This window comes from Actinotalea subterranea, assembly GCF_008364845.1.
Lineage (GTDB): Bacteria > Actinomycetota > Actinomycetes > Actinomycetales > Cellulomonadaceae > Actinotalea > Actinotalea subterranea.
Genome location: NZ_VTTP01000001.1, coordinates 213,078 through 231,279, shown reverse-complemented (window position 1 = coordinate 231,279; position 18,202 = coordinate 213,078). Strand labels below are relative to the sequence as shown.

The window sequence follows — 18,202 nt, the reverse complement described above, 5'->3', positions numbered from 1 at the left end:
AGGCCGCCACCCCCGGCGAGAGGGATGACGGCCTTGATGTTGCCTGGACAGCGCGGACGCCGGCTCAGGACAGTGGAGGTGGCGGGAATCGAACCCGCGTCCGATGGCAGTGAAACAGGTCTTCTCCGGGCGCAGTCTGCTACGGAGTTTCTCGGCCCCAGCACTCACGCAGACGAGCTGCTGACGGGCCCAGTCACCTAAAAGTCCCCGCAGCCCCGGTGACGAGGACTGCGAGCAGTGGCTCTCTAGATGACGCCAGACTCTGAGTCGAGAGCTACCTCAGGCTGACGGACTTCAGGACTCGCTCAGGCGGCGAGTGCGAAGTCGGTGCGCTTAGAATCGGCACCTATTGGTTTGCAGGGAGCGTTAATGAGATAACCCTGCATCCTCAGCCCGCTTCTCCTGGAACGACAACCATCGTCGAAACCGATCACCCCCTGTGCAGTTGTCAAGCACTCTCCGTGCGTCGGGGCGGACCCTGGGCGCGACGAGCAGGTCAAGCCTACGGGACAACGCGGGAGACGGCTCCCGTATTCCACAGGGCCGGACCGGGCGCGGGGGCAGATCGGGACGGCACCACCGACCGTCTCAGGTGGACTTGACCGCGTACAGCTCTTGGTCGGCGGCCCGGAACCAGTCGTCGAAGCTCTCCCCGCGCCACGTCGCGAGGCCCGCGGACCAGCTGCAGATCGAGTCGTCTCGCAGCCGGGGGAGCAGGTCGCGCGCCTGGGCCTCGTCGGCGCCCGGCAGGACGAGGAGGAACTCGTCGCCACCGAACCGCCCTAGTGCGTCCTCGGCGCGCAGCCCCTCACGCCAAGCGGCGGTCAGGCTCACCAGAACCGCATCACCGGCGTCGTGCCCGCGCTCGTCGTTGACGAGCTTGAAGTCGTCGAGGTCCAGGAGCACGAGCGTGAGCGGCTGCTTGGTGCGCGCCGCCCGGGCCATCTCCAGCTCCGCGACCGCCCGGAACGCGCGCCGGGTCAGCACGCCCGTCAGCGGGTCCGTGGTGGCCTCCGCGCGCAGGTCACGGATCTTGCCGTTGAGGATGACCGTCACGCTGCTGAAAGTCGCCATGAGGAAGAACCACGTCTGGGGGACCGACGGCGCGCCCGCGAGGAGGAGGCCCACGCCGAGCCCGATCCCGATGAGCCCCAGGTGCCGCAGCAGGACGCGCCGGCGGTGGAACACCGCGCTGAACGTCGCGACCCAGAGGAAGGACACGGACGTGATGAGCGTGCCGCTGGGCGTCGTCGACGAGGCGACGCAGAGCGCGATCAGCGCCGTCGAGAGGCCGAGCACCGCGTGCAGGTGGACGCTGCGCAACCGGGGTGCCGCCCACCGCAGCGCGAGGCCGAGCGCGAACGCGACGACCACGAGCTCGGCGCCCAGGCGGCGCGGGGCCGTGGGGCTGAACGGGAAGAGGACGGTCACCGCGATCACGGCCCCGGCGATGAGGCACGCGTTGCTGAGCACGTGAGCCTCGTCCGGGCGGGCCAGGCAGCCGAGGCGTTGGTGTGCCACCTGGCTCCTCTCGGCGGCGCGGACGCGCCCGTGCTCGACGTCGACCAACTATGCATCCATCGACATCTCCCGCCAGGGCCTTGAGTCCTAGGCGGGGTGCGGCATCGGGTGAGCTCCGGTGGCGGGTCGATCTATGCGCATCGTGCCCGATCGCGCCCAGCGCGGCGGATGCGTTCGCTACGCGAGACCGCCCACGTACACACCGCTCGCGCGCAGCGTCTCGATGCCCGCCAGCGTCGAGCTGTCCGACCCCTCGAGGTCCACGCCGAGCAGCGCGGGCAGGGCCGTGAGCGGCGTGACGTCGCGCAGGGCGTTGCCGCCGAGCCACAGCTCGTCGAGCACCGGGAAGCCGGCAGACACGAACAGGCCGGCGTCCGCGATCCGGTTCCCGGTCACGTCCAGCATCGTCAGCCCGGGCAGCCCACCGACGGGCGAGGGATCCGTGATCGCGTTCCGCGTCACGGTGAGCCGCGTCAGGCTGGTCGCACCGGTGAGCGGGCCCAGGTCCTGCACATCGTTGTCGCTCACGTCGAGCTCGACGAGCCCGGTCAGTCCCTCGAGCGGGGCCAGGTCCGTCACGGCGTTGTCGGCGAGCCCGAGGAACCGGAGCTGCCCGAGCCCGGCGAGGGGCGACAGGTCCGTGATCCGGTTCCCCGAGAGGCCCAGGTCCTGGAGCGCCGTCAGGTCGGCGAGGGGAGCGAGGTCGGCGACGGCGTTGTGCGTCAGGGTGAGCGTGCTCAGGTCGGGCAGGTCCGCGAGGGGCGACAGGTCCGCGACGTCGTTCTCGGACAGGTCCAGGTGCACCAGGTGAGGCAGCGCCCCGATGCCCTCGAGGGAGCGGATCGCGGGGCCGGGCGTCTCCCCGGCGTCGCCGTCGCACTCGAGCGTCCGGATCTCGCCGAGCGCGGCACGCGTCGTCGTCCCACCGGCGTCACCGGCACCGACCTGCGCGCCGACGCACCGGGCAAGGGCCGGATCGGGGAAGAGGTCCCCGAGGGGCTCCCGGCTCTGCTGACGCACCACGGATGTCACCCCTACGGCGACGAGGACCACGACGACGGCGCCCAGCGCCCACCGCGCAGTCCGCACGGCCGGTCGTCGGCGCCTCGTCAGGGGCGGCCCGTCCTCACCAGGACCGACGCCCTCGCCGCCGGACGGAGAGGTTCCGTCGCGGGCGACCCGGCGCGGCCCCGCCCATGTCGCCGCCGGCGCGGCCGCGGCCGCGAGGAGTGCCACACCCGCGACGCACAGCACCAGCCCGCCCGCGGCCTCCCAGGAGGCCCCGAGCCACACCTGAGCGCGCACGAACGGCGCGAGGACGGAGCTCACGAGCGCGAGCCCGCCGAACGCCAGCGCGTCCAGGCCGGCGACGAGCCAGCCCAACCGGACGGCGCCCGCCAGACCGCGCACCAGCCCGACGCCGACGACGCCCAGCGCGAGCCCGAGGACGGCCCACCCCACCGGCGCCAGCGAGACGCCGGACTGCACGGCGATCCGCCAGCCCAGGAGCGCGAGGCGCACCTGGAGGAAGCCCTGCGCAGCGGCCATCGCTGTCCCCGCCAGCGCGAGCGCGGCACCCACGCCCACTGCGGCCCAGCCTGCCGTCCGCCGCGCGTCCGACGACCCTCCCTCACCGGCTGCCGGTGCGCCCCGCCGTCGCGCGACCGCGACCGCGAAGGCCGGGACCAGGCCCGCGGCGACCACGAGGACGCCCAACCGCGACGGCACAGGCCGGAGCAGCAGCCCGAGCCCGACGACGCACGCCGTCAGGCCGATGAGCGACACCACCGCGACGACGCCGACCGCCCACGGACGCACGGGGGCCGGCCCCACGCTGCGAGGCGGCGTCACCAGGTGCCGCCTCCGCCTCCGCCGACCCCGCCGCCGGAGAACCCGCCGGACCCCGACGAGCCGAAGGAGCCGGGCGTCGGCGCCGTGATCGCGGACTCGGCGTCCGCGGTGAAGGACGTGAGGGACTCGGCGAAGCCACCACCGCCGGACCAGAACGCGCCGTAGCCCCATGCGCCGACGTACCACGTGGGGTCCGGCACCGCGCGGCCCTGCGCGGCGAGGTCCGCGAAGACGCGCGCCCAGCGCTCCGTGACGCCGAACGCGATCGCGTACGGCAGGTACCGGCTGAAGAGGTCCTCACCCTCCTCGAAGCGCAGCTGGGGGCCCTCGGCCGTCGCGAGGTACTGACGGAACCCCTCGGCCTGGTGCAGCACAGCGGTGCCGTCGGCCGTGCGCGCGGGCGCGGCACGGGTCAGGGACAGCATGACGACGCCCACGACGACGAGCCCCACGCCGACGAGCGCCCACGTGGTGAAGATCGCGAGGAGCACAGCGAGGACGACGGCGCCGAACGTCACGAGGGAGCCGAGGCCGGCCCAGCGTGCGCGCACCTTGGTGGGGTTGCCCCGGAACCAGCCGCGTTCGGTGACGTCCTCGTAGAGCGCAGCCTGGACCGACGCCATCGAGGACGCGAAGGTCGTGCGCAGCGCGGACAGCTCGACCGACGTGCGCCCGGCGAAGATGTCCTTGAGCAGCGCGGCCTCGTACGGCAGGAGAGCGGGGTCGCTGCTGTCGCCCGTCTCGACGAGCCGCCAGTCCCGCTCGTCGGCCTTGTCCCCGGTACCGGTCGTCTGCTCGATGCGCAGGTAGCCCCGCACGGCGAGGTCCACGAGCGTCGCCGTCACGTCACGCGGGTCCGCGTGCTCGTCGACGAGGGTGCCGAGCTGGCCGGGCCGGAACCCGGCCGGGGGAGTGAACTGGACGGTCACGGGCACGCGCCGACGCTGCCCGACCGACGCCTGCTGGCCGGGTGCGGGCAGCAGGCCGGGCGTGAGGCCCAGGTACGCGTCGTCGCGCCCGCGCAGCCGTGCGCGCCAGCCCACGAGGCCGGCACCGCCCAGCAGCGCCGCGAGCGTCGCGAGACCGGTCGCCGGGGTGAGGGAGAAAGCACGTCCCGCGCTCCAGCGGTCCTGCAGCAGGGGCTCGACGCCGCCGAACGTCCCGGCGGGGAAGCCGGCCACGACGGTCAGGTGCTGGTTCGCGGGCGTCTCGTCCTGGCGGAACGTCGCCGTGCTTCCCGACGCCTCGGCGCCTGTGCACGAGTCCCGGCTGCCGAGGCGGCCTGCCATGCACTCCGCGAAGGTCACGTCGTCCGGGCCGGTGACCGTCACGGTCACGTCCTCGACGGGGACCTGCCAGCCGCCCAGCACGTTGAGGTTCAGCTCGTCGTCGCCGCCCGTCAGGTCGGACGCGTTGACCCAGCCCTCGACGTCGTACGTGATCCGGTACTCCTGAAGGCCGCGGACCTCCTCGTCCTCGTCGCCGATGCGCAGGACGAGGAGGGCGCCCTCCTCCTCGACGTCAACGTCGGCCGCGGCACCCGTGCTGCTCGAGGCGCGCACGTCCGTGGTGCGGTAGACGCGGTCCTGCGTGTCGTCCCACCTCTGCTTCACGACGTACGTGAGGTAGGGGCCGTGGTTGGGGCTGCTGCCGAAGTCCACCGCGAGGTCCAGCGCGACGTGCGCGACGCCGTCGTCGTCCAGGTCGATCGCGAGGTCGTAACGCGTGATCCGGTCCTCGGCGTCGTTGCCCGCCTCCGCACGGACGCCGGCCTGTGCCGCGGAACCCGTGGCATGGGCGACGCCGCCGGTCAGGAGGCCGATGCCGAGCGCCGTGCCGACGGCCGCAGCCACGCCGACGGCGCGCGCGACGGAACGGCCCGTCCTGCCCGTGGCCCGCTCAGCCATGCTTGCGCAGGCTCATCGCTGCCTGGGCCTCGCGGATCTCCTGCTTCTCACGCAACGCGTGCCGCTTGTCGTACTCCTTCTTGCCGCGGGCGAGAGCGATCTCGACCTTCGCGCGGCCGTCCACGAAGTACAGGGCGAGCGGGACGATCGTGTGCCCCTTCGCCTGGGACTCGCGCTCGAGCTCGTCGATCTGGCGCCGGTGCAGCAGGAGCTTGCGCTTGCGCCGCGGGGCGTGGTTGGTCCACGTGCCCTCGGTGTACTCGGGGATGTGCACGGCCTGGAGCCACGCCTCGCCGCGGTCGACCTCGACGAACCCGTCGACGAGGGACGCGCGCCCGGCCCGGAGCGCCTTGACCTCGGTGCCGGTGAGCACGAGCCCCGCCTCGAACGTCTCGTCGATGTGGAAGTCGTGCCGCGCCTTCTTGTTGGACGCGACGAGCTTGCGTCCCGTCTCCTTGGCCATGCCCCCAGGCTAGTTGGTCCGTGCCGTCGGGCTCACCGGGAATGTGCGCAGGGCGGCCCGATCAGCCGTTGATCATCGGCCGCGGGTCGACCGTCGCGCCGTTGACGTAGACCTCGAGGTGCAGGTGGCACGCCGCCGACGTCCCCGTGTTGCCCGAGTAGCCGATGAGCTGGCCCTGGGACACCTGCTGGCCACCCCGGACGGCGAAGCTGGTCATGTGGTTGTAGCTCGACATGAGCGACTTCCCGTTCCAGTAGCCGTGGTTGATCATGACCTGGTTGCCGTACCCGCTGCGGGCGCGCGCCCACTCGACCGTGCCCGAGGCGCCCGCGTAGAGCGGCGTGCCGCACCATGTGCGGATGTCCGTCCCGGCGTGCAGGCGCCACTCCTTCCAGATCGGGTGGAAGCGCTGGCCGTAGCTCGAGGTCACGACCATCGGGCTCACTGAGGACGGGTTGATGAACGGCGCCGACGCGGTCGACCCCGTCGGGTTGGGTGCCGGCTTGCCCGCTGCGGCGGCCTCCGCGGCGAGCCGCGCACGCTCGGCCTCCTGCGCGGCGACGATCGCGGCCAGGTCGCGCGCGAGCGCCGCCTCCTGCGCCTCGAGCTCGGCCTTCTTGGAGAGCTGTGTCGCCTTCTGCGTCTCCATGAGCTGGGCCTTGGCCTGCTGCTCGGCCTGGAGGTTCACGAGCGCCGTCTTGCGCTCCTCGGCCGCGACGCGGGCGGCCTCTGCCTCGACGACCTTGGCGTCGGCCTCGGCCTTGAGCGCCGTGATCTGCTCACGGACCGCGGTGAGCCGCACCTCACGGTTGCGGTTCACACCGTTGATCTGCTCGAGGTCGCGCAGCGCCTGGGTCTGGGTGCGCAGGGCGGTCGACGCCATCGCGGACTGCTCCACGAAGTCGTCCGTCGACTCGGCGTCGAGCACGGCCGAGAGCGAGGAGGCCGCGAGGTCGCCACGGTAGGCGTCGCGGGCCATCTCGCCGATCGCCGTGCGGGTGACGTCGGCGCGCGCCGTGTCCGCCTCGATCTGGGCGCTGATCGACGCCTCCTCGGCCTCCGCGTCCGTCAGGCGCTGCGCGATGAGCGCGGCCTGACGCTGGAGCTCCGCGACGAGGGCCTCGGCCGCCGCGAGCTCCTGCTCGGCGACGGGGATCTGCGCCTCGATGACCGTGAGCTCCGCGTACGTCTGGGCGAGCGCGGCGTCCGTGCCCTCGAGCTGCTCCGCGAGCGCGTCCTTCGCGGCGTCGACCTCCCGCTGGCGCTGCTCGGTCGCGGCCCGCTGGTCGTCGTACTCGTCCGCGGTCGCCGGGGTCATGAGTCCGCCGACGAGGAGCGCGCCGAGCAGTGCGGCCAGGGCCGCGCGGGCGTGGCGTGGGCGAGGGGTCACGGTGCTCACACCTTCGTGTATCGGCTGAGGGTGACGACGGATGAGATCGCGGCGAGGCCGATCGCGATCACGAGGAGGACCGGTGCGATGGTCCACACCGCCTCGGTGCCGATGTAGTCGATGAAGCTCACGGAGTCCGCGAGCCAGTCCTCGACGAGGTAGCGCACCCCGAACCACAGGCCGGCCACGGACAGGGCTGCGCCGATGGTCGCGGCGATCGCGCCCTCGAGCATGAACGGCAGCTGGATGAACAGGTTGGAGGCGCCGACGAGCCGCATGATGCCGGTCTCACGCCGTCGGCTCATCGCGGAGAGCCGGATCGTGGTGGTGATGAGCAGCACCGCGGCGAGCAGCATGACGGCGGCGAGCCCGGCGGCGACGAGGCTGCCGCGGTTCATCACGAGGATGAGGGGCTCGACGACGGCGCGCGGGTCACGCACCATCTCCACGCCCTGGCGCCCGGTGAACATCTCCGCGACCACCTGGTACTGCTCGGGGTCGTCGAGCGCGATGCGGAACGACGCCTGCATCTGGTCGGCCGTGACGCCCTGCGCCCACGCCTCGTCGGCGAACCGCTCCTGGAAGGACGCGAACGCCTGCTCCTGGCTCTCGAAGTACACCTGCTCGACGTACGGCTCGAGGGCGTCGGACTCGAGCTCGGTGCGCAGGGTCTCGATCTGCTCGTCGCTCGCGAGCCCGCCCGCGCAGGTCGGCTGCTCCGAGCCGTCCGGGCACAGGTAGATGGTGACCTCGACCTTGTCGTACCACTCGTCCTTCATCTGGCCGATCTGCACCTGGAGCAGCCCGGCGGCCCCCACGAACGTCAGGGACACGAAGGTCACGAGGATGACGGACACCGTCATCGACAGGTTGCGGCGCAGGCCGAGGCCGATCTCGGACAGGATGAACTGAAGTCGCATGGTCGCCCCCCTCAGCGCGTCGAGCCGTAGACGCCGCGGGACTGGTCGCGCACCATCTGGCCGTGGTCCAGCTCGACCACGCGCTTGCGCATCTGGTCGACGATCTCGTCGTCGTGCGTGGCCATGACCACCGTGGTGCCGGTGCGGTTGATGCGGTCCAGGAGGCGCATGATCCCGACCGACGTCGTCGGGTCGAGGTTCCCGGTCGGCTCGTCCGCGAGCAGGATCGACGGGCGGTTGACGAAGGCGCGCGCGATCGCGACGCGCTGCTGCTCACCACCCGAGAGCTCGTGGGGCCGGCGCCGCTCCTTGCCACCGAGGCCGACGAGCTCGAGCGTGTCCGGCACCGTCGTCATGATGTGGTGCTTCGGCTTGCCGATGACCTGGAGCGCGAACGCGACGTTCTCGAAGACCGTCTTGTTGGGCAGCAGGCGGAAGTCCTGGAACACGGCGCCGATCTGGCGGCGCAGGTGCGGGACCTTCCACGTCGACAGGGTCGAGAGGTCACGCCCCGCCACGAACACGCGTCCCGCCGTCGGCCGCTCCTCGCGGAGCACGAGGCGCAGGAAGGTCGACTTCCCGGAGCCGGAGGCCCCGACGAGGAACACGAACTCGCCGCGCTCGACCTCGAGGTCGATGGCGTCGAGTGCCGGACGGGCACCGCGCGCATAGACCTTGGTGACGTTCTCGAATCGGATCACAGCGTCCAGGCCAGTCGTCGGGGGCGGAGGGCGGGCGGACCAGCCCGGGGGCAGGCGCGTCCGTGTCGAGACTAAGCAGAGCCCGCGCGACGTCGGGCGCCCGACACGCCGCCGCACGGATCCGGCCCGGATGCCGCCCGACGCCGGACGGCCCGGTTGGGAGGGGATGCCCGGAATGTGCGTGTCACGCCGCCCGGGCGGGCGTCCGCCGGTGCGGCCGGTCCGCGGGGCCCGCGCGGCCCGGACGGTCAGCTGTCCGCGGCGCCGCCGCGGCGCCAGCGGATGCCGGCCTCGATGAAGTCGTCGATGTCGCCGTCGAACACCGCGGACGGGTTGCCGACCTCGTGCTCGGTCCGCAGGTCCTTGACCATCTGGTACGGCTGGAGCACGTAGGAGCGCATCTGGTCGCCCCAGCTCGCCTTGATGTCGCCCGCGAGCTCCTTCTGGGTCGCCTTCTCCTCGGCCTGGCGCAGCACCAGGAGGCGGGACTGGAGCACGCGCATCGCCGCGGCGCGGTTCTGGATCTGCGACTTCTCGTTCTGCATCGACACCACCGTGCCCGTCGGCAGGTGGGTGAGGCGGACCGCGGAGTCGGTCGTGTTGACGGACTGGCCACCGGGCCCGGAGGAGCGGAACACGTCGACCTTGATCTCGTTCTCCGGGATGTCGATGTGGTCCGTCTGCTCGATGAGCGGGACGACCTCGACGGCGGCGAAGGACGTCTGGCGGCGGCCCTGGTTGTCGAACGGCGAGATGCGCACCAGGCGGTGCGTGCCGGCCTCGACGGACAGGTTGCCGAACGCGTAGGGGACCTTGACCTCGAACGTCGCGGACTTCAGGCCGGCCTCCTCCGCGTAGGAGGTGTCGAGGACGGCCGTGGGGTAGCCGTGGCGCTCGGCCCAGCGCAGGTACATGCGCAGCAGCATCTCGGCGAAGTCGGCGGCGTCGACGCCGCCCGCGCCGGCACGGATGGTGACGACGGCCTCGCGCTGGTCGTACTCGCCCGAGAGGAGCGTGCGGACCTCGAGGGCACCCAGGTCCTTGCGGAGGCTCGCGAGCTCGGCCTCGGCGTCGGCCAGCGTCTCCGCGTCGGACTCCTCGACGGCCATCTCGACGAGCGTCTCGAGGTCGTCGATGCGCTGGGCGAACCCGTCGATGCGCTCGAGCTCCGACTGGGCGTGGGACAACGCCGAGGTGACCTTCTGCGCCTCGTCCGTGTCGTCCCACAGGTCGGGCGCGGACGCCCGCTCGGACAGCTCGGCGATGCGGGCGCGCAGGGCCTCGGGGTTGCTCACCGCCCGGATGGTGCCCAGGGTCCCGCGCAGGGCGCTGATCTCAGCGGAGAAGTCGGTGGCAGCCACGACCGTCCAGGCTACCCGCTCCGGGCCACGCGCTCAGCCGCGGCGGGGCGCCGGCGACCGGAGCCCCGCACCGTCCTGCGACGCTCAGCCGTGCCGTCCGAGGCGCCCCCGCCAGCCACCGCGGCCCGACGACGCGCCCGCCGCGCCGGCCGACGTGGCGTGCTCGGGCTCCTCCTCGACGTCGAACCAGCGGGGCTCGAGCGCGCGGTCGTCACCGCCGGGCGGCGGGACGCGGCGCATGAGCTGACGGGCGGCGCAGTGCACGAGGTCCGCGTCCCGGGTCAGCACGACGTCGAAACGCCCGTCGCCCGTCTCCCGGCCGAACACCCCGTACGCGCCGTACTCGTTGAGCACCACGAGGAACCGCTCGGCGGTCAGCGGGTCGTCGGCAAGCGTGCGGACGGCCCGCAGGGCCCCGACCGGCTCGGACAGGGAGCCGGTCCCGAACCCGACGGCGAGCAGCGCGCCGTCGTCGGGGCGGGGCATGTCCGTGTCGAGGAGGGTCTGCAGGCCGTCGCGCCCCATGCCGAACAGCACGATGGGCTTCACGCCCGGCACGTTCTCCGTGTACGCGACGAGGCGCGCCAGCTCCATCAGCTCGGGCAGCGTGACGAGGCGTGACTCGCGGTCCTCGACGAGCACGTACGGCGCGGCGACGGCCACCTCGTCGGCCGACGCCGTCACGGGTGGGACGGCACGCGCGGGCGGGTAGTGGGCGGCGAGCGGACCGGGCATGCCGAGGTGGCGTCCCTGGCCGTAGCGTGCGCCGAGGGCGATGGCCCAGCGCAGGTCGTCCTCGTCCTCGATTCGCTCGACGCACAGGGACGCGCCGGTCTGCTCGACGTGCTGGAGCGCGCTCAGGAGGATCGCGGACCGGTCGGCGGGTTCGGCGGCGCGCAGCAGGCTCAGGTCGACCTTGACCATGTCCGCGCCCGTGACCGGCAGCATCGGGATAGGCGCGCGGCTCGAGCCGACGTCGTCGATGGCGACTCCCCAGCCCATCTCGCGCGCGCGGTCGACGGCGGCGAGGAGCGCCGCGGGGTCGGTCGTGATGGCGCGGTCGTTGACCTCCACGAACACGCGCAGGAGCGACTCGGCCTGGCTCACGACGGTCCGCAGGTCCTCGGGGCACTCCGCGCCGAGGGAGCCGGGCTCGACGTTGACGAAGATGGACATGGACGGCGGGACGTCGGCGTCGAGGACCGCCGAGAACGCGGTCGCGCGGCACACCCAGTCGAGCTCGGCGGTGCGCCGGCAGCGCTCGGCGGCGGCGAAGAGCTCGCGCGGGTTCTCCAGGGGAGAGCTGAGGGGCCCACGGGCGAGCGCCTCGAGGCCGACGACCTCGCCGGTGCGGAGCTCGACGACGGGCTGGAAGACGGCGTGGACGTCCCGGCGGGCGAGGAGCGCGAGGAGCTCGCGGTCGAGCGCGTCGTCAGCGGGGCTGGTCGAGGCGGTCGGTGCGGTGGCACCTGGGGCTGATGCGGTCGGTTCCATGAGTGCAGGGTCTCTCAGCGTTCGGTCGGTCGCCACGGGGGGCGCGACAGAACCGACGACGACCCCCGCGTCGTGTTGCCGCACCATCGGCCGGGCCCCGGGTGGGATGAGGCGTCGAGGGACCGCACTAGTCGTCGGCGCGGGCCCGGGCGGTGACCTGGAGCGGGATGCCGTCGGACCAAGGGGCGAGGAACCAGGACAGGAGCGGCGGGTGTGCGACGGCCGCGAGGGTGACCTCGGCGGTGCGTGCGTCAGGTGTCGTCGCGTCGACCACGCGCAGGTCGCTCAGCCGGCCGCTCGCCGGGGAGCTGACGAGGTGCGCGTCGACGGCGGCGCGCACCGACTCGGGGCTCAGGCGGACGAGCGAGTCCGTGCCGGGGGTGTCGGCGCGCCCGTAGTAGGAGGTCTCGTCGAGGCTGTCCGCGGCCTCGAGGGCCGCGAGGTCGGCGAGGGCGAGGAGTCGTTTGCGTTCGAGGTGGACGCTCGACGCGGACACGATCGCGAGGACCAGGAGCAGAGCGAGCACGGCGTAGCCGAGGGACAGCAGCATGATCTGACCGTCGTCATCACCGCCGGCGGCGGATCGGCCGCTGCTCCACCGCGACCAGGAGGAACGCGGGTGGGCACGGGTCCCCTGGGGTGCTCGGGCGGTCATGGGTCAGCCCTTCTCGACGAACGTGTCGACGGCGGCCGTGGCGGTCGAGGAAACAGGCACGCTGAGCGGGACGACGTCCTGGAGCCACCCCGGGACGCCTGGGAGGGGGACGTCGACCTCGACGGTGGCGGACACCGTCTCCCCGGGGACGAGGCAGTGCGTCGAGGAGCACGCGAACGTCACGCCCTCGGCGGCTGCCTCGGGGTCGAGGCCCTGGTCGGCGAGCGCGAGGCCCGCGGCGGCGATCCCGTTGCGGGCCGCCGACGGCGCGTCATCCCCGAGGACGAAGACGCGCGCTGCCTCCCGCGCGGCGCCGTCGACGGCGAACGCGGCCGCCTGGAGCGTGCCGAGCACCAGCACGAGGTACACGATCGGGACGAGGAGCAGGAGCGCGACGCCGAGGAACTCGACGACGGCGTTGCCCGAGTCGTCCGACCACGCGTCGCGCGCCCGTGCGAGCCGTGCGCGTGCGCGGTGCGCCGGTCGTGACGCCCGCCGGGGGTCTGCGGACCGGAGCGGACGAGCGGGCCGTGCGCGCGTCGCCGGGGGATGGCGTCGCGCGCACGGCCCGCCGCCGCTCGCCGAGGGGTGGCCGGTCACGGCGCCTCGGCGAGGGCGTGGCCGTCGACGGTGAGCGCCCCGGCGGGCCCGAGGAGGCCGAGCACCGGGAGCGCGGCCGTGACCTCGACCCGCACCACGGGCAGGCCGTCGACGGTGGTGCTCGCTGCAGAGACGTCCTGCGCGAAGGCGGGGCTCAGGGCCATGCCGATGAGGTCCCGGGTCCGTTGGGCGCCCTGCTCGGGGTCCCGGTCGGCGAGCGCGCCGTACCGGGCGCCCTCGGCGGCGCAGTCGACGAGCGTCGCCCGGACGTGGAGCGCGAGGGCGAGCTGGAGCACCCCGGCGAACAGGAACGTGGTCAGGGCGCCGATGAGCACGAAGTCGACGACGGCGGAGCCGCTGTCGTCGCCGGCGCGGCACGGCTCAGCCGAACGCCGTGACACGAGAGATCGCGGTCTCGAACACGCTCGTGAGCGCGGGGCCGGCGATGGCCCACAGGGCGAGCACGAGGCCCGCCGTCATGAGGGTCACGAGGACCCAGCCGGGGACGTCGCCGCGCTCGCTGTCGTCGGCGGGCAGGAGGGCCTCGGGCTGGGGCTGCTCGGTCGCGGGCTGCTCGGTCGCATCGGGGTGCACGGGGTCCTCCAGGTGGGTCGGGCGTCGGGTCGGGATCGGGGTGGTGGTCGCGGCCAGGGGGTCGGACCCGTCCGGGGGGTCCAGGGCGCGGCTCACAGGTCGAGCCGTAGGGCGCTGAGGCCGGGGAAGACCGCGAAGGCGACCGTGACCGGGAGGATCAGGAAGACGACCGGGATCATCATCACGACCTCTTTGCGCCCACCGGTCTCCATGAGCGCGCGCCGGCTCGCTTCACGGACGTCGTCGGCCTGCGCACGCAGGACGTCGGCGAGCGGCGTCCCGCGGTCGACCGCGACCGCGATGGCCTCCGCGAAGCGGGACAGGTTGACGAGCCCGGTGCGGTCGGCGAGCCGTTCGAGCGCGTCGATCAGGGGCGTTCCGGCTCGGGTGTCGGCCACGACCTTCCCGATCTCGCCTGAGAGCTCGCCGTGGGTGGCGCGTGCGACGCGTTCGAGTGCCCCGAGGGCGCCTTCGCCCGCGCCGACGGCGAGCGCGAGGAGCTCGGCGACGGTCGGCAGCTCGGCGAGCATCCGCTCCTCGCGTCGGTGCACCTGGCGGCTCAGGCGGTGCTCCGTCACCACGAGGCCGGTCAGGCCGCAGACCACGACGAGCGCCGCAGCGACGACGGGGTGCGTGCCGCGACCGGCGACGGCTGCGAGGGCCAGGACGAGGCCGGCGGCTGCCGCGATCGCCGTCGTCACGACCTGCTCGACGCGGTACTCCTCGACGGACTGCTCCCGCCCGGCCCGGCCCAGGCGTGCGACGAGGTCCGCGCGTGGGCTGCTGAGCCGCTCGACGAGGCGGACGGCGTCGTGCATCACGGGGGCGATGAGTCGCTCGACGGTCGGGAACGGGGTGTGCGTCGCGGGTGCACGCAGGAGGGTCGAGGTGCCGACCTGTCCTCGGAGGTAGGGCGCGAGGCGGTCGTCGAGGCGCGGTCGGCGGGCCTGCAGGCGCCAGGCCACGAGCCACAGGCCGGCGCCCAGCACCCCGCCGACGAGCGCGCCGAGGGCGACGGGCGGCGCGCCGCTCATCGGAGCACCCGCGCGTCCTCGGGGAGCCGTCCGATTCTTGCCATGAGCCGGTACGCGACGACGGTGCAGGCCGCGCCCGCGCCGAGGACGCCGACGCCGGCCGGCGTGTCGTACGCCGACGCGGCCTCGGGACGTGTCGACAGGAGAGCGAGGACCACCCAGGGCGCGGCCACGGCGAGCCGCGCGGCGTTGACGGTCCAGCTCTGGCGGGCCTCGAGCTCGCCGCGCGTGCGGGCGTCGGCCCGCAGGAACGCCGAGAGCGTGCGCAGGAGGCGACCCAGGTCGGTGCCGCCCACCTCGCGCGTGAGGCGCAGGGCCTCGACGATGCGGTCCGCGACCGGGTCGGCGAGCCGTGCCTTGAGCGCGTCGAGGCACTCGCTGAAGTGGCCGTCGACCCGGTAGTCCTCGGCGAACGCCTGGAACGCGGGCCGCAGCTCCACGGGTCCGCGGGTGCCGAGCTGGCCGAGGGCCTCGGGCAGGGACAGACCCGCACGGATGCCCGAGGAGAGGTGGTCGACGACCTCGGGCCACACGGTGCGCAGGGCCGCCCGACGCTGCCGGGCGCGGGTCCGCACGAGCGCGTGGGGTGCCGCCGTGGCCATGGCGGCGAAGCACACCGCGATGGCGGGGGAGCGGAGCAGGGCGACCGCGAGGACCAGGGTGACCACCCCGGCGGCCACGGACGTGCCGACGAGGCCCGCCGGTGTCACGCCGGGCGCGCCGGCCTGCACGAGCAGGTCCGCGACGTCGTCCGACCAACGCGCACGCCGTCGAGCCGCGGGCGGGGGCGAGGTCCATGACCACAGGAGCAGGCACAGGCCCGCGCCGAGGAGGAGGCCGGTGACGACACCCACGTCAGCCCACCTCGCCCGCGCGGAGGAGGCTCACGAGGTCGATCCCGGCCCGCGCGTATCGCTCCGTGTGCGGCGGGAACCCGTCGGCTCGGACCAGGGCGCCGTCACGCTGGCGGAACACGTCGGCGGTCTCGACGACCCCGTTCTCGACGCGCCCGGGCACGGCGACGATCTCGCGTGTGCGTCGACGGCCACGGGCGTCCACGTCGAGGTGCACGACGAGGTCGACGGCCGAGGCGACCGTCGGGATGACGAATGCGGCGGACACGTTCTCGCCGGCGAGCAGCGGGAGGGTGCACACCTTGCTCAGGGCCTCGCGCGCGCTGTTCGCGTGGACCGTGCACATGCCGGGCACGCCGGCGTTGAGCGCGATGAGCATGTCGAGGCTCTCCGCCTCCCGGACCTCGCCGATGATGATGCGGCTGGGCCGCATGCGCAGCGCCTCCTTGACGAGGCGGCGCAGCGTGATCTCGCCGGTCCCCTCGAGGCTCGGCTGCCGGCACTGGAGCCCGACGACGTCCCGGTTGCCCACCTGGAGCTCGAAGACCTCCTCGCACGTGATGACGCGCTCGCGGGGCGGGATGGAGCCCGCGAGCGCGTTGAGCATGGTCGTCTTGCCGGCCTGCGTGGGGCCGGACACGAGGATGTTCAGGCCCGCTGCGACGGAGGCGCCGAGGAACCGGGAGGCGGCAGGGGTGAGGGAGCCGAGTGCCACGAGGTCGTCGAGGTGCGTGGCGCGCACCACGTACTTGCGGATGTTGACCGCCCACGCGGACCGTGTGACGTCGGGGATGACGACGTGGAGCCGCTCGCCGCCGGGCAGGGAGGCGTCGACGAAGGGGCTCGAGAGGTCCAGGCGGCGCCCGGAGACCTTGAGCATCTGCTCGACGAGCTCCCGGACCTGGGCCTGCGTGAGGATGGTGGTGGTGAGCTCAGGCTCGCCGCGCCGCGCGACGAAGACCTGTGCGGGCGAGTTGATCCAGATCTCCTCGACCTCGTCGTCGTCGAGGTACTGCTGGAGAGGGCCGAGGCCCGCGACCGCGTCGACCACGGCCTTGGTGGCGGCCTCCGGGTCGGGCAGGGGCGGGACGTGCCCGCGCAGGGACCGCTCGTCGTAGTCCGCGAGGACGTCGCGCACGAGGAGCCTGAGGGACTCGCCGTCGCGCAACGGGTCGATGCCCCGCCGGCGGATGAGCTCGCGCACCTCGTGCTCGAGCAGTGCTACACCTTCCACAGCCCCCTGCTTCCCCCCGCGGCACCACCGCACCGCCTCGCCGAGCATAGGGGAGCAGAACGGACGAAAGGGACGCTTGTGGATAACCCGATCAGGTGAACCGCGCGGGCGCCGACGGGCTCCGCGGGGTGACGGGCGTCAGCGCCCGGTCGGCTCGTGCCCCGAGAGCGGGGCCGGGGGAATCGGTGTAGCCGTCTGCTCTGACGCACGCGCCTGTGCGGCGCGTGCGTCGGCGGTCAGGGCCTGGATGACGACGGCGGCGCCGACGAGCGCGGCGCCCGTGGGCAGGGCCGTCCACCGGATCAGGGTCATGACGAACTCGACCACGGTCACGCCGAAGACGGCGCCGGGGCCGGCCAGGTCGGCGAGCGCGAGGTACATCTGCGTGCCGTACAGCGAGAGGAACGAGCCGCCGACGAACAGCCCCACGGCCCACGCGACGCACCGCCGGGCGGTCGGGTGCATGCGCGGTGCGGTCAACGGCCCTCCGCCGGGTCGGCAGGTTCCGGCTGCCCGGCCGCGGCGTCGGGAGCGGCGGGCGCCGGCGTGGGCGGGGCCGATGGGGCAGCGGCGGGTGACGGCGCTGTCGCCGCCGCTGCGGTCTGTGGGGGCCGGGCGGCCTGGGTCTGCTGCACGCCCTGGGGCTGCTGCGCGCCCTGCGGGTACGGCACCTGCTGGGAGGCGGCCACCGGCAGCGACGTCGTCGGGCCGCCGGGGTAAGAGGGCGCGGAAGGCGGCGCCGTTGCCGCCCTCCGCCGATTGAGGGTCCGTCGCACGACGAGCACGACCCACGCGATGATGCCCGCGACGACGAGCCACGGGAGCAGGGCACCGAGGCCCTGGAGCAGGCCGTTCACGGTCGACACGAGCGCGGCCCAGCCCGACGTGAGGCCCGCCCAGAAGCCCGTCGCGGGCTCCTCCGGCTCGGCACCCTCCGACCAGATGTCGAGGCGGAAGGTCGACATCGCGACCTCGTCCGCGAGCGAGGCCTGCTGCGACAGAAGCACCTCGAGCTCGGACTGCCGCTCGGTCAGGATCTGCTCCGCCTCGACGATCTCGCTGATCGAGCCGGCAGCCGTCAGGAGCTCCTCGAGGCGGCCGATCGAGATCTCCAGCGCGCGGATGCGGGCCTCGAGGTCCTCGACCTGGTCGGTCACCTCGGTGCTCACCAGGCTCGTGTCCTGCACGTCCCCGAGCTGCTTGAGCTCCTCGAGCGTCCCCGAGACCTCGTCCGACGGGATGCGGACCACGAGGTAGGCGCTCGCCGCGTCGTCGTCGGCGCCGCCCTGCTCGACGCGCTCCTGCACGTGCCCGCCCGCGGCCTCGACGAGCCGCGCGGCCTCGGCGGCCGTCTCGGCCGGGTCGTCGACGACCATCGACACGGAGCCCGACGTGACGAACGACGGCTCCGCGAGATCCATCGACTCGTCCGCGGCTGCGCCGTCCATGTCCGAGTACGCGCCGTTCGAGTCCTTCTGCGACGTCGACTCGACGGCCCCGGAGTCGGCTGCGCCACCGCCGGAGCACCCCGCTACGAGGAGCACGGCGACGACGGCGAGCGACCTCATCAGGCTGCGCATGCGCCCCAGGCTAGGGGCGGGCCGACGACGAGGGGCCGGGTTG

At 73.5% G+C, this 18,202-nt stretch carries 18 protein-coding genes and 1 other RNA gene; all 19 read right to left on the bottom strand.

Features of this window, described 5'->3' with window-relative positions:
• Positions 1-70 precede the first annotated feature (70 nt).
• Positions 71-438: a transfer-messenger RNA gene (gene ssrA, locus FZ988_RS01065) on the bottom strand.
• A gap of 150 nt (positions 439-588) precedes the next feature.
• On the bottom strand, positions 589-1,521 hold the full coding sequence (locus FZ988_RS01060) for a GGDEF domain-containing protein (RefSeq protein ID WP_149202150.1): 933 nt from the start codon (positions 1,519-1,521) through the stop codon (positions 589-591).
• Between the two features lie 177 nt (positions 1,522-1,698).
• The gene (locus FZ988_RS01055; RefSeq protein ID WP_188078925.1) at positions 1,699-3,339 is read right to left on the bottom strand and encodes a leucine-rich repeat domain-containing protein; all 1,641 of its coding nucleotides are present in this window, start codon (positions 3,337-3,339) and stop codon (positions 1,699-1,701) included.
• A 29-nt stretch (positions 3,340-3,368) separates the two neighbouring features.
• Positions 3,369-5,279: a DUF2207 domain-containing protein gene (locus FZ988_RS01050; RefSeq protein WP_149202148.1), complete on the bottom strand. Its 1,911-nt coding sequence runs from the start codon at positions 5,277-5,279 to the stop codon at positions 3,369-3,371.
• A complete protein-coding gene (smpB, locus tag FZ988_RS01045) occupies positions 5,272-5,742 on the bottom strand; it encodes an SsrA-binding protein SmpB (protein WP_149202147.1) in 471 nt (156 codons plus the stop codon). The genes FZ988_RS01050 and smpB overlap by 8 nt, the downstream gene beginning before the upstream one ends.
• A 61-nt stretch (positions 5,743-5,803) precedes the next feature.
• Entirely contained in the window at positions 5,804-7,132 is a 1,329-nt protein-coding gene (locus tag FZ988_RS01040; protein ID WP_246169067.1) for a M23 family metallopeptidase, read from the bottom strand.
• A gap of 5 nt (positions 7,133-7,137) precedes the next feature.
• Positions 7,138-8,052 (bottom strand): permease-like cell division protein FtsX, encoded by a 915-nt coding sequence (ftsX, locus tag FZ988_RS01035; RefSeq protein ID WP_149202146.1) that lies wholly within the window; start codon positions 8,050-8,052, stop codon positions 7,138-7,140.
• Between the two features lie 11 nt (positions 8,053-8,063).
• Positions 8,064-8,753: a cell division ATP-binding protein FtsE gene (ftsE, locus tag FZ988_RS01030; protein ID WP_149202145.1), complete on the bottom strand. Its 690-nt coding sequence runs from the start codon at positions 8,751-8,753 to the stop codon at positions 8,064-8,066.
• Positions 8,754-9,001: 248 nt separating this feature from the next.
• Positions 9,002-10,114: a peptide chain release factor 2 gene (prfB, locus tag FZ988_RS01025; protein WP_149202144.1), complete on the bottom strand. Its 1,113-nt coding sequence runs from the start codon at positions 10,112-10,114 to the stop codon at positions 9,002-9,004.
• An 84-nt stretch (positions 10,115-10,198) separates the two neighbouring features.
• On the bottom strand, positions 10,199-11,608 hold the full coding sequence (locus FZ988_RS01020; RefSeq protein WP_188078924.1) for an EAL domain-containing protein: 1,410 nt from the start codon (positions 11,606-11,608) through the stop codon (positions 10,199-10,201).
• A gap of 127 nt (positions 11,609-11,735) precedes the next feature.
• Positions 11,736-12,158, bottom strand: a complete 423-nt coding sequence (locus FZ988_RS01015) for a pilus assembly protein TadG-related protein (protein ID WP_149202142.1) — start codon at positions 12,156-12,158, stop codon at positions 11,736-11,738.
• A gap of 108 nt (positions 12,159-12,266) precedes the next feature.
• Complete coding sequence (locus tag FZ988_RS01010; protein WP_188078923.1) at positions 12,267-12,863, bottom strand: pilus assembly protein; 597 nt, start codon at positions 12,861-12,863, stop codon at positions 12,267-12,269.
• Positions 12,860-13,264 carry a TadE/TadG family type IV pilus assembly protein gene (locus FZ988_RS01005; RefSeq protein ID WP_149202141.1) on the bottom strand — a complete coding sequence of 135 codons (405 nt, stop codon included), beginning with the start codon at positions 13,262-13,264 and terminating at the stop codon, positions 12,860-12,862. The genes FZ988_RS01010 and FZ988_RS01005 overlap by 4 nt, the downstream gene beginning before the upstream one ends.
• The gene (locus tag FZ988_RS01000) at positions 13,245-13,553 is read right to left on the bottom strand and encodes a hypothetical protein (RefSeq protein WP_149202140.1); all 309 of its coding nucleotides are present in this window, start codon (positions 13,551-13,553) and stop codon (positions 13,245-13,247) included. The genes FZ988_RS01005 and FZ988_RS01000 overlap by 20 nt, the downstream gene beginning before the upstream one ends.
• The gene (locus FZ988_RS00995; protein WP_149202139.1) at positions 13,550-14,491 is read right to left on the bottom strand and encodes a type II secretion system F family protein; all 942 of its coding nucleotides are present in this window, start codon (positions 14,489-14,491) and stop codon (positions 13,550-13,552) included. Before FZ988_RS00995 ends, FZ988_RS01000 begins: the two co-directional genes overlap by 4 nt.
• Entirely contained in the window at positions 14,488-15,345 is an 858-nt protein-coding gene (locus FZ988_RS00990; protein WP_149202138.1) for a type II secretion system F family protein, read from the bottom strand. Before FZ988_RS00990 ends, FZ988_RS00995 begins: the two co-directional genes overlap by 4 nt.
• A gap of 1 nt (position 15,346) precedes the next feature.
• Positions 15,347-16,579 (bottom strand): TadA family conjugal transfer-associated ATPase, encoded by a 1,233-nt coding sequence (locus tag FZ988_RS00985; RefSeq protein WP_149202137.1) that lies wholly within the window; start codon positions 16,577-16,579, stop codon positions 15,347-15,349.
• Between the two features lie 138 nt (positions 16,580-16,717).
• Positions 16,718-17,059, bottom strand: a complete 342-nt coding sequence (locus FZ988_RS00980; protein WP_149202136.1) for a hypothetical protein — start codon at positions 17,057-17,059, stop codon at positions 16,718-16,720.
• On the bottom strand, positions 17,056-18,159 hold the full coding sequence (locus tag FZ988_RS00975) for a DUF4349 domain-containing protein (RefSeq protein WP_149202135.1): 1,104 nt from the start codon (positions 18,157-18,159) through the stop codon (positions 17,056-17,058). The genes FZ988_RS00980 and FZ988_RS00975 overlap by 4 nt, the downstream gene beginning before the upstream one ends.
• Between the last annotated feature and the right edge of the window lie 43 nt (positions 18,160-18,202).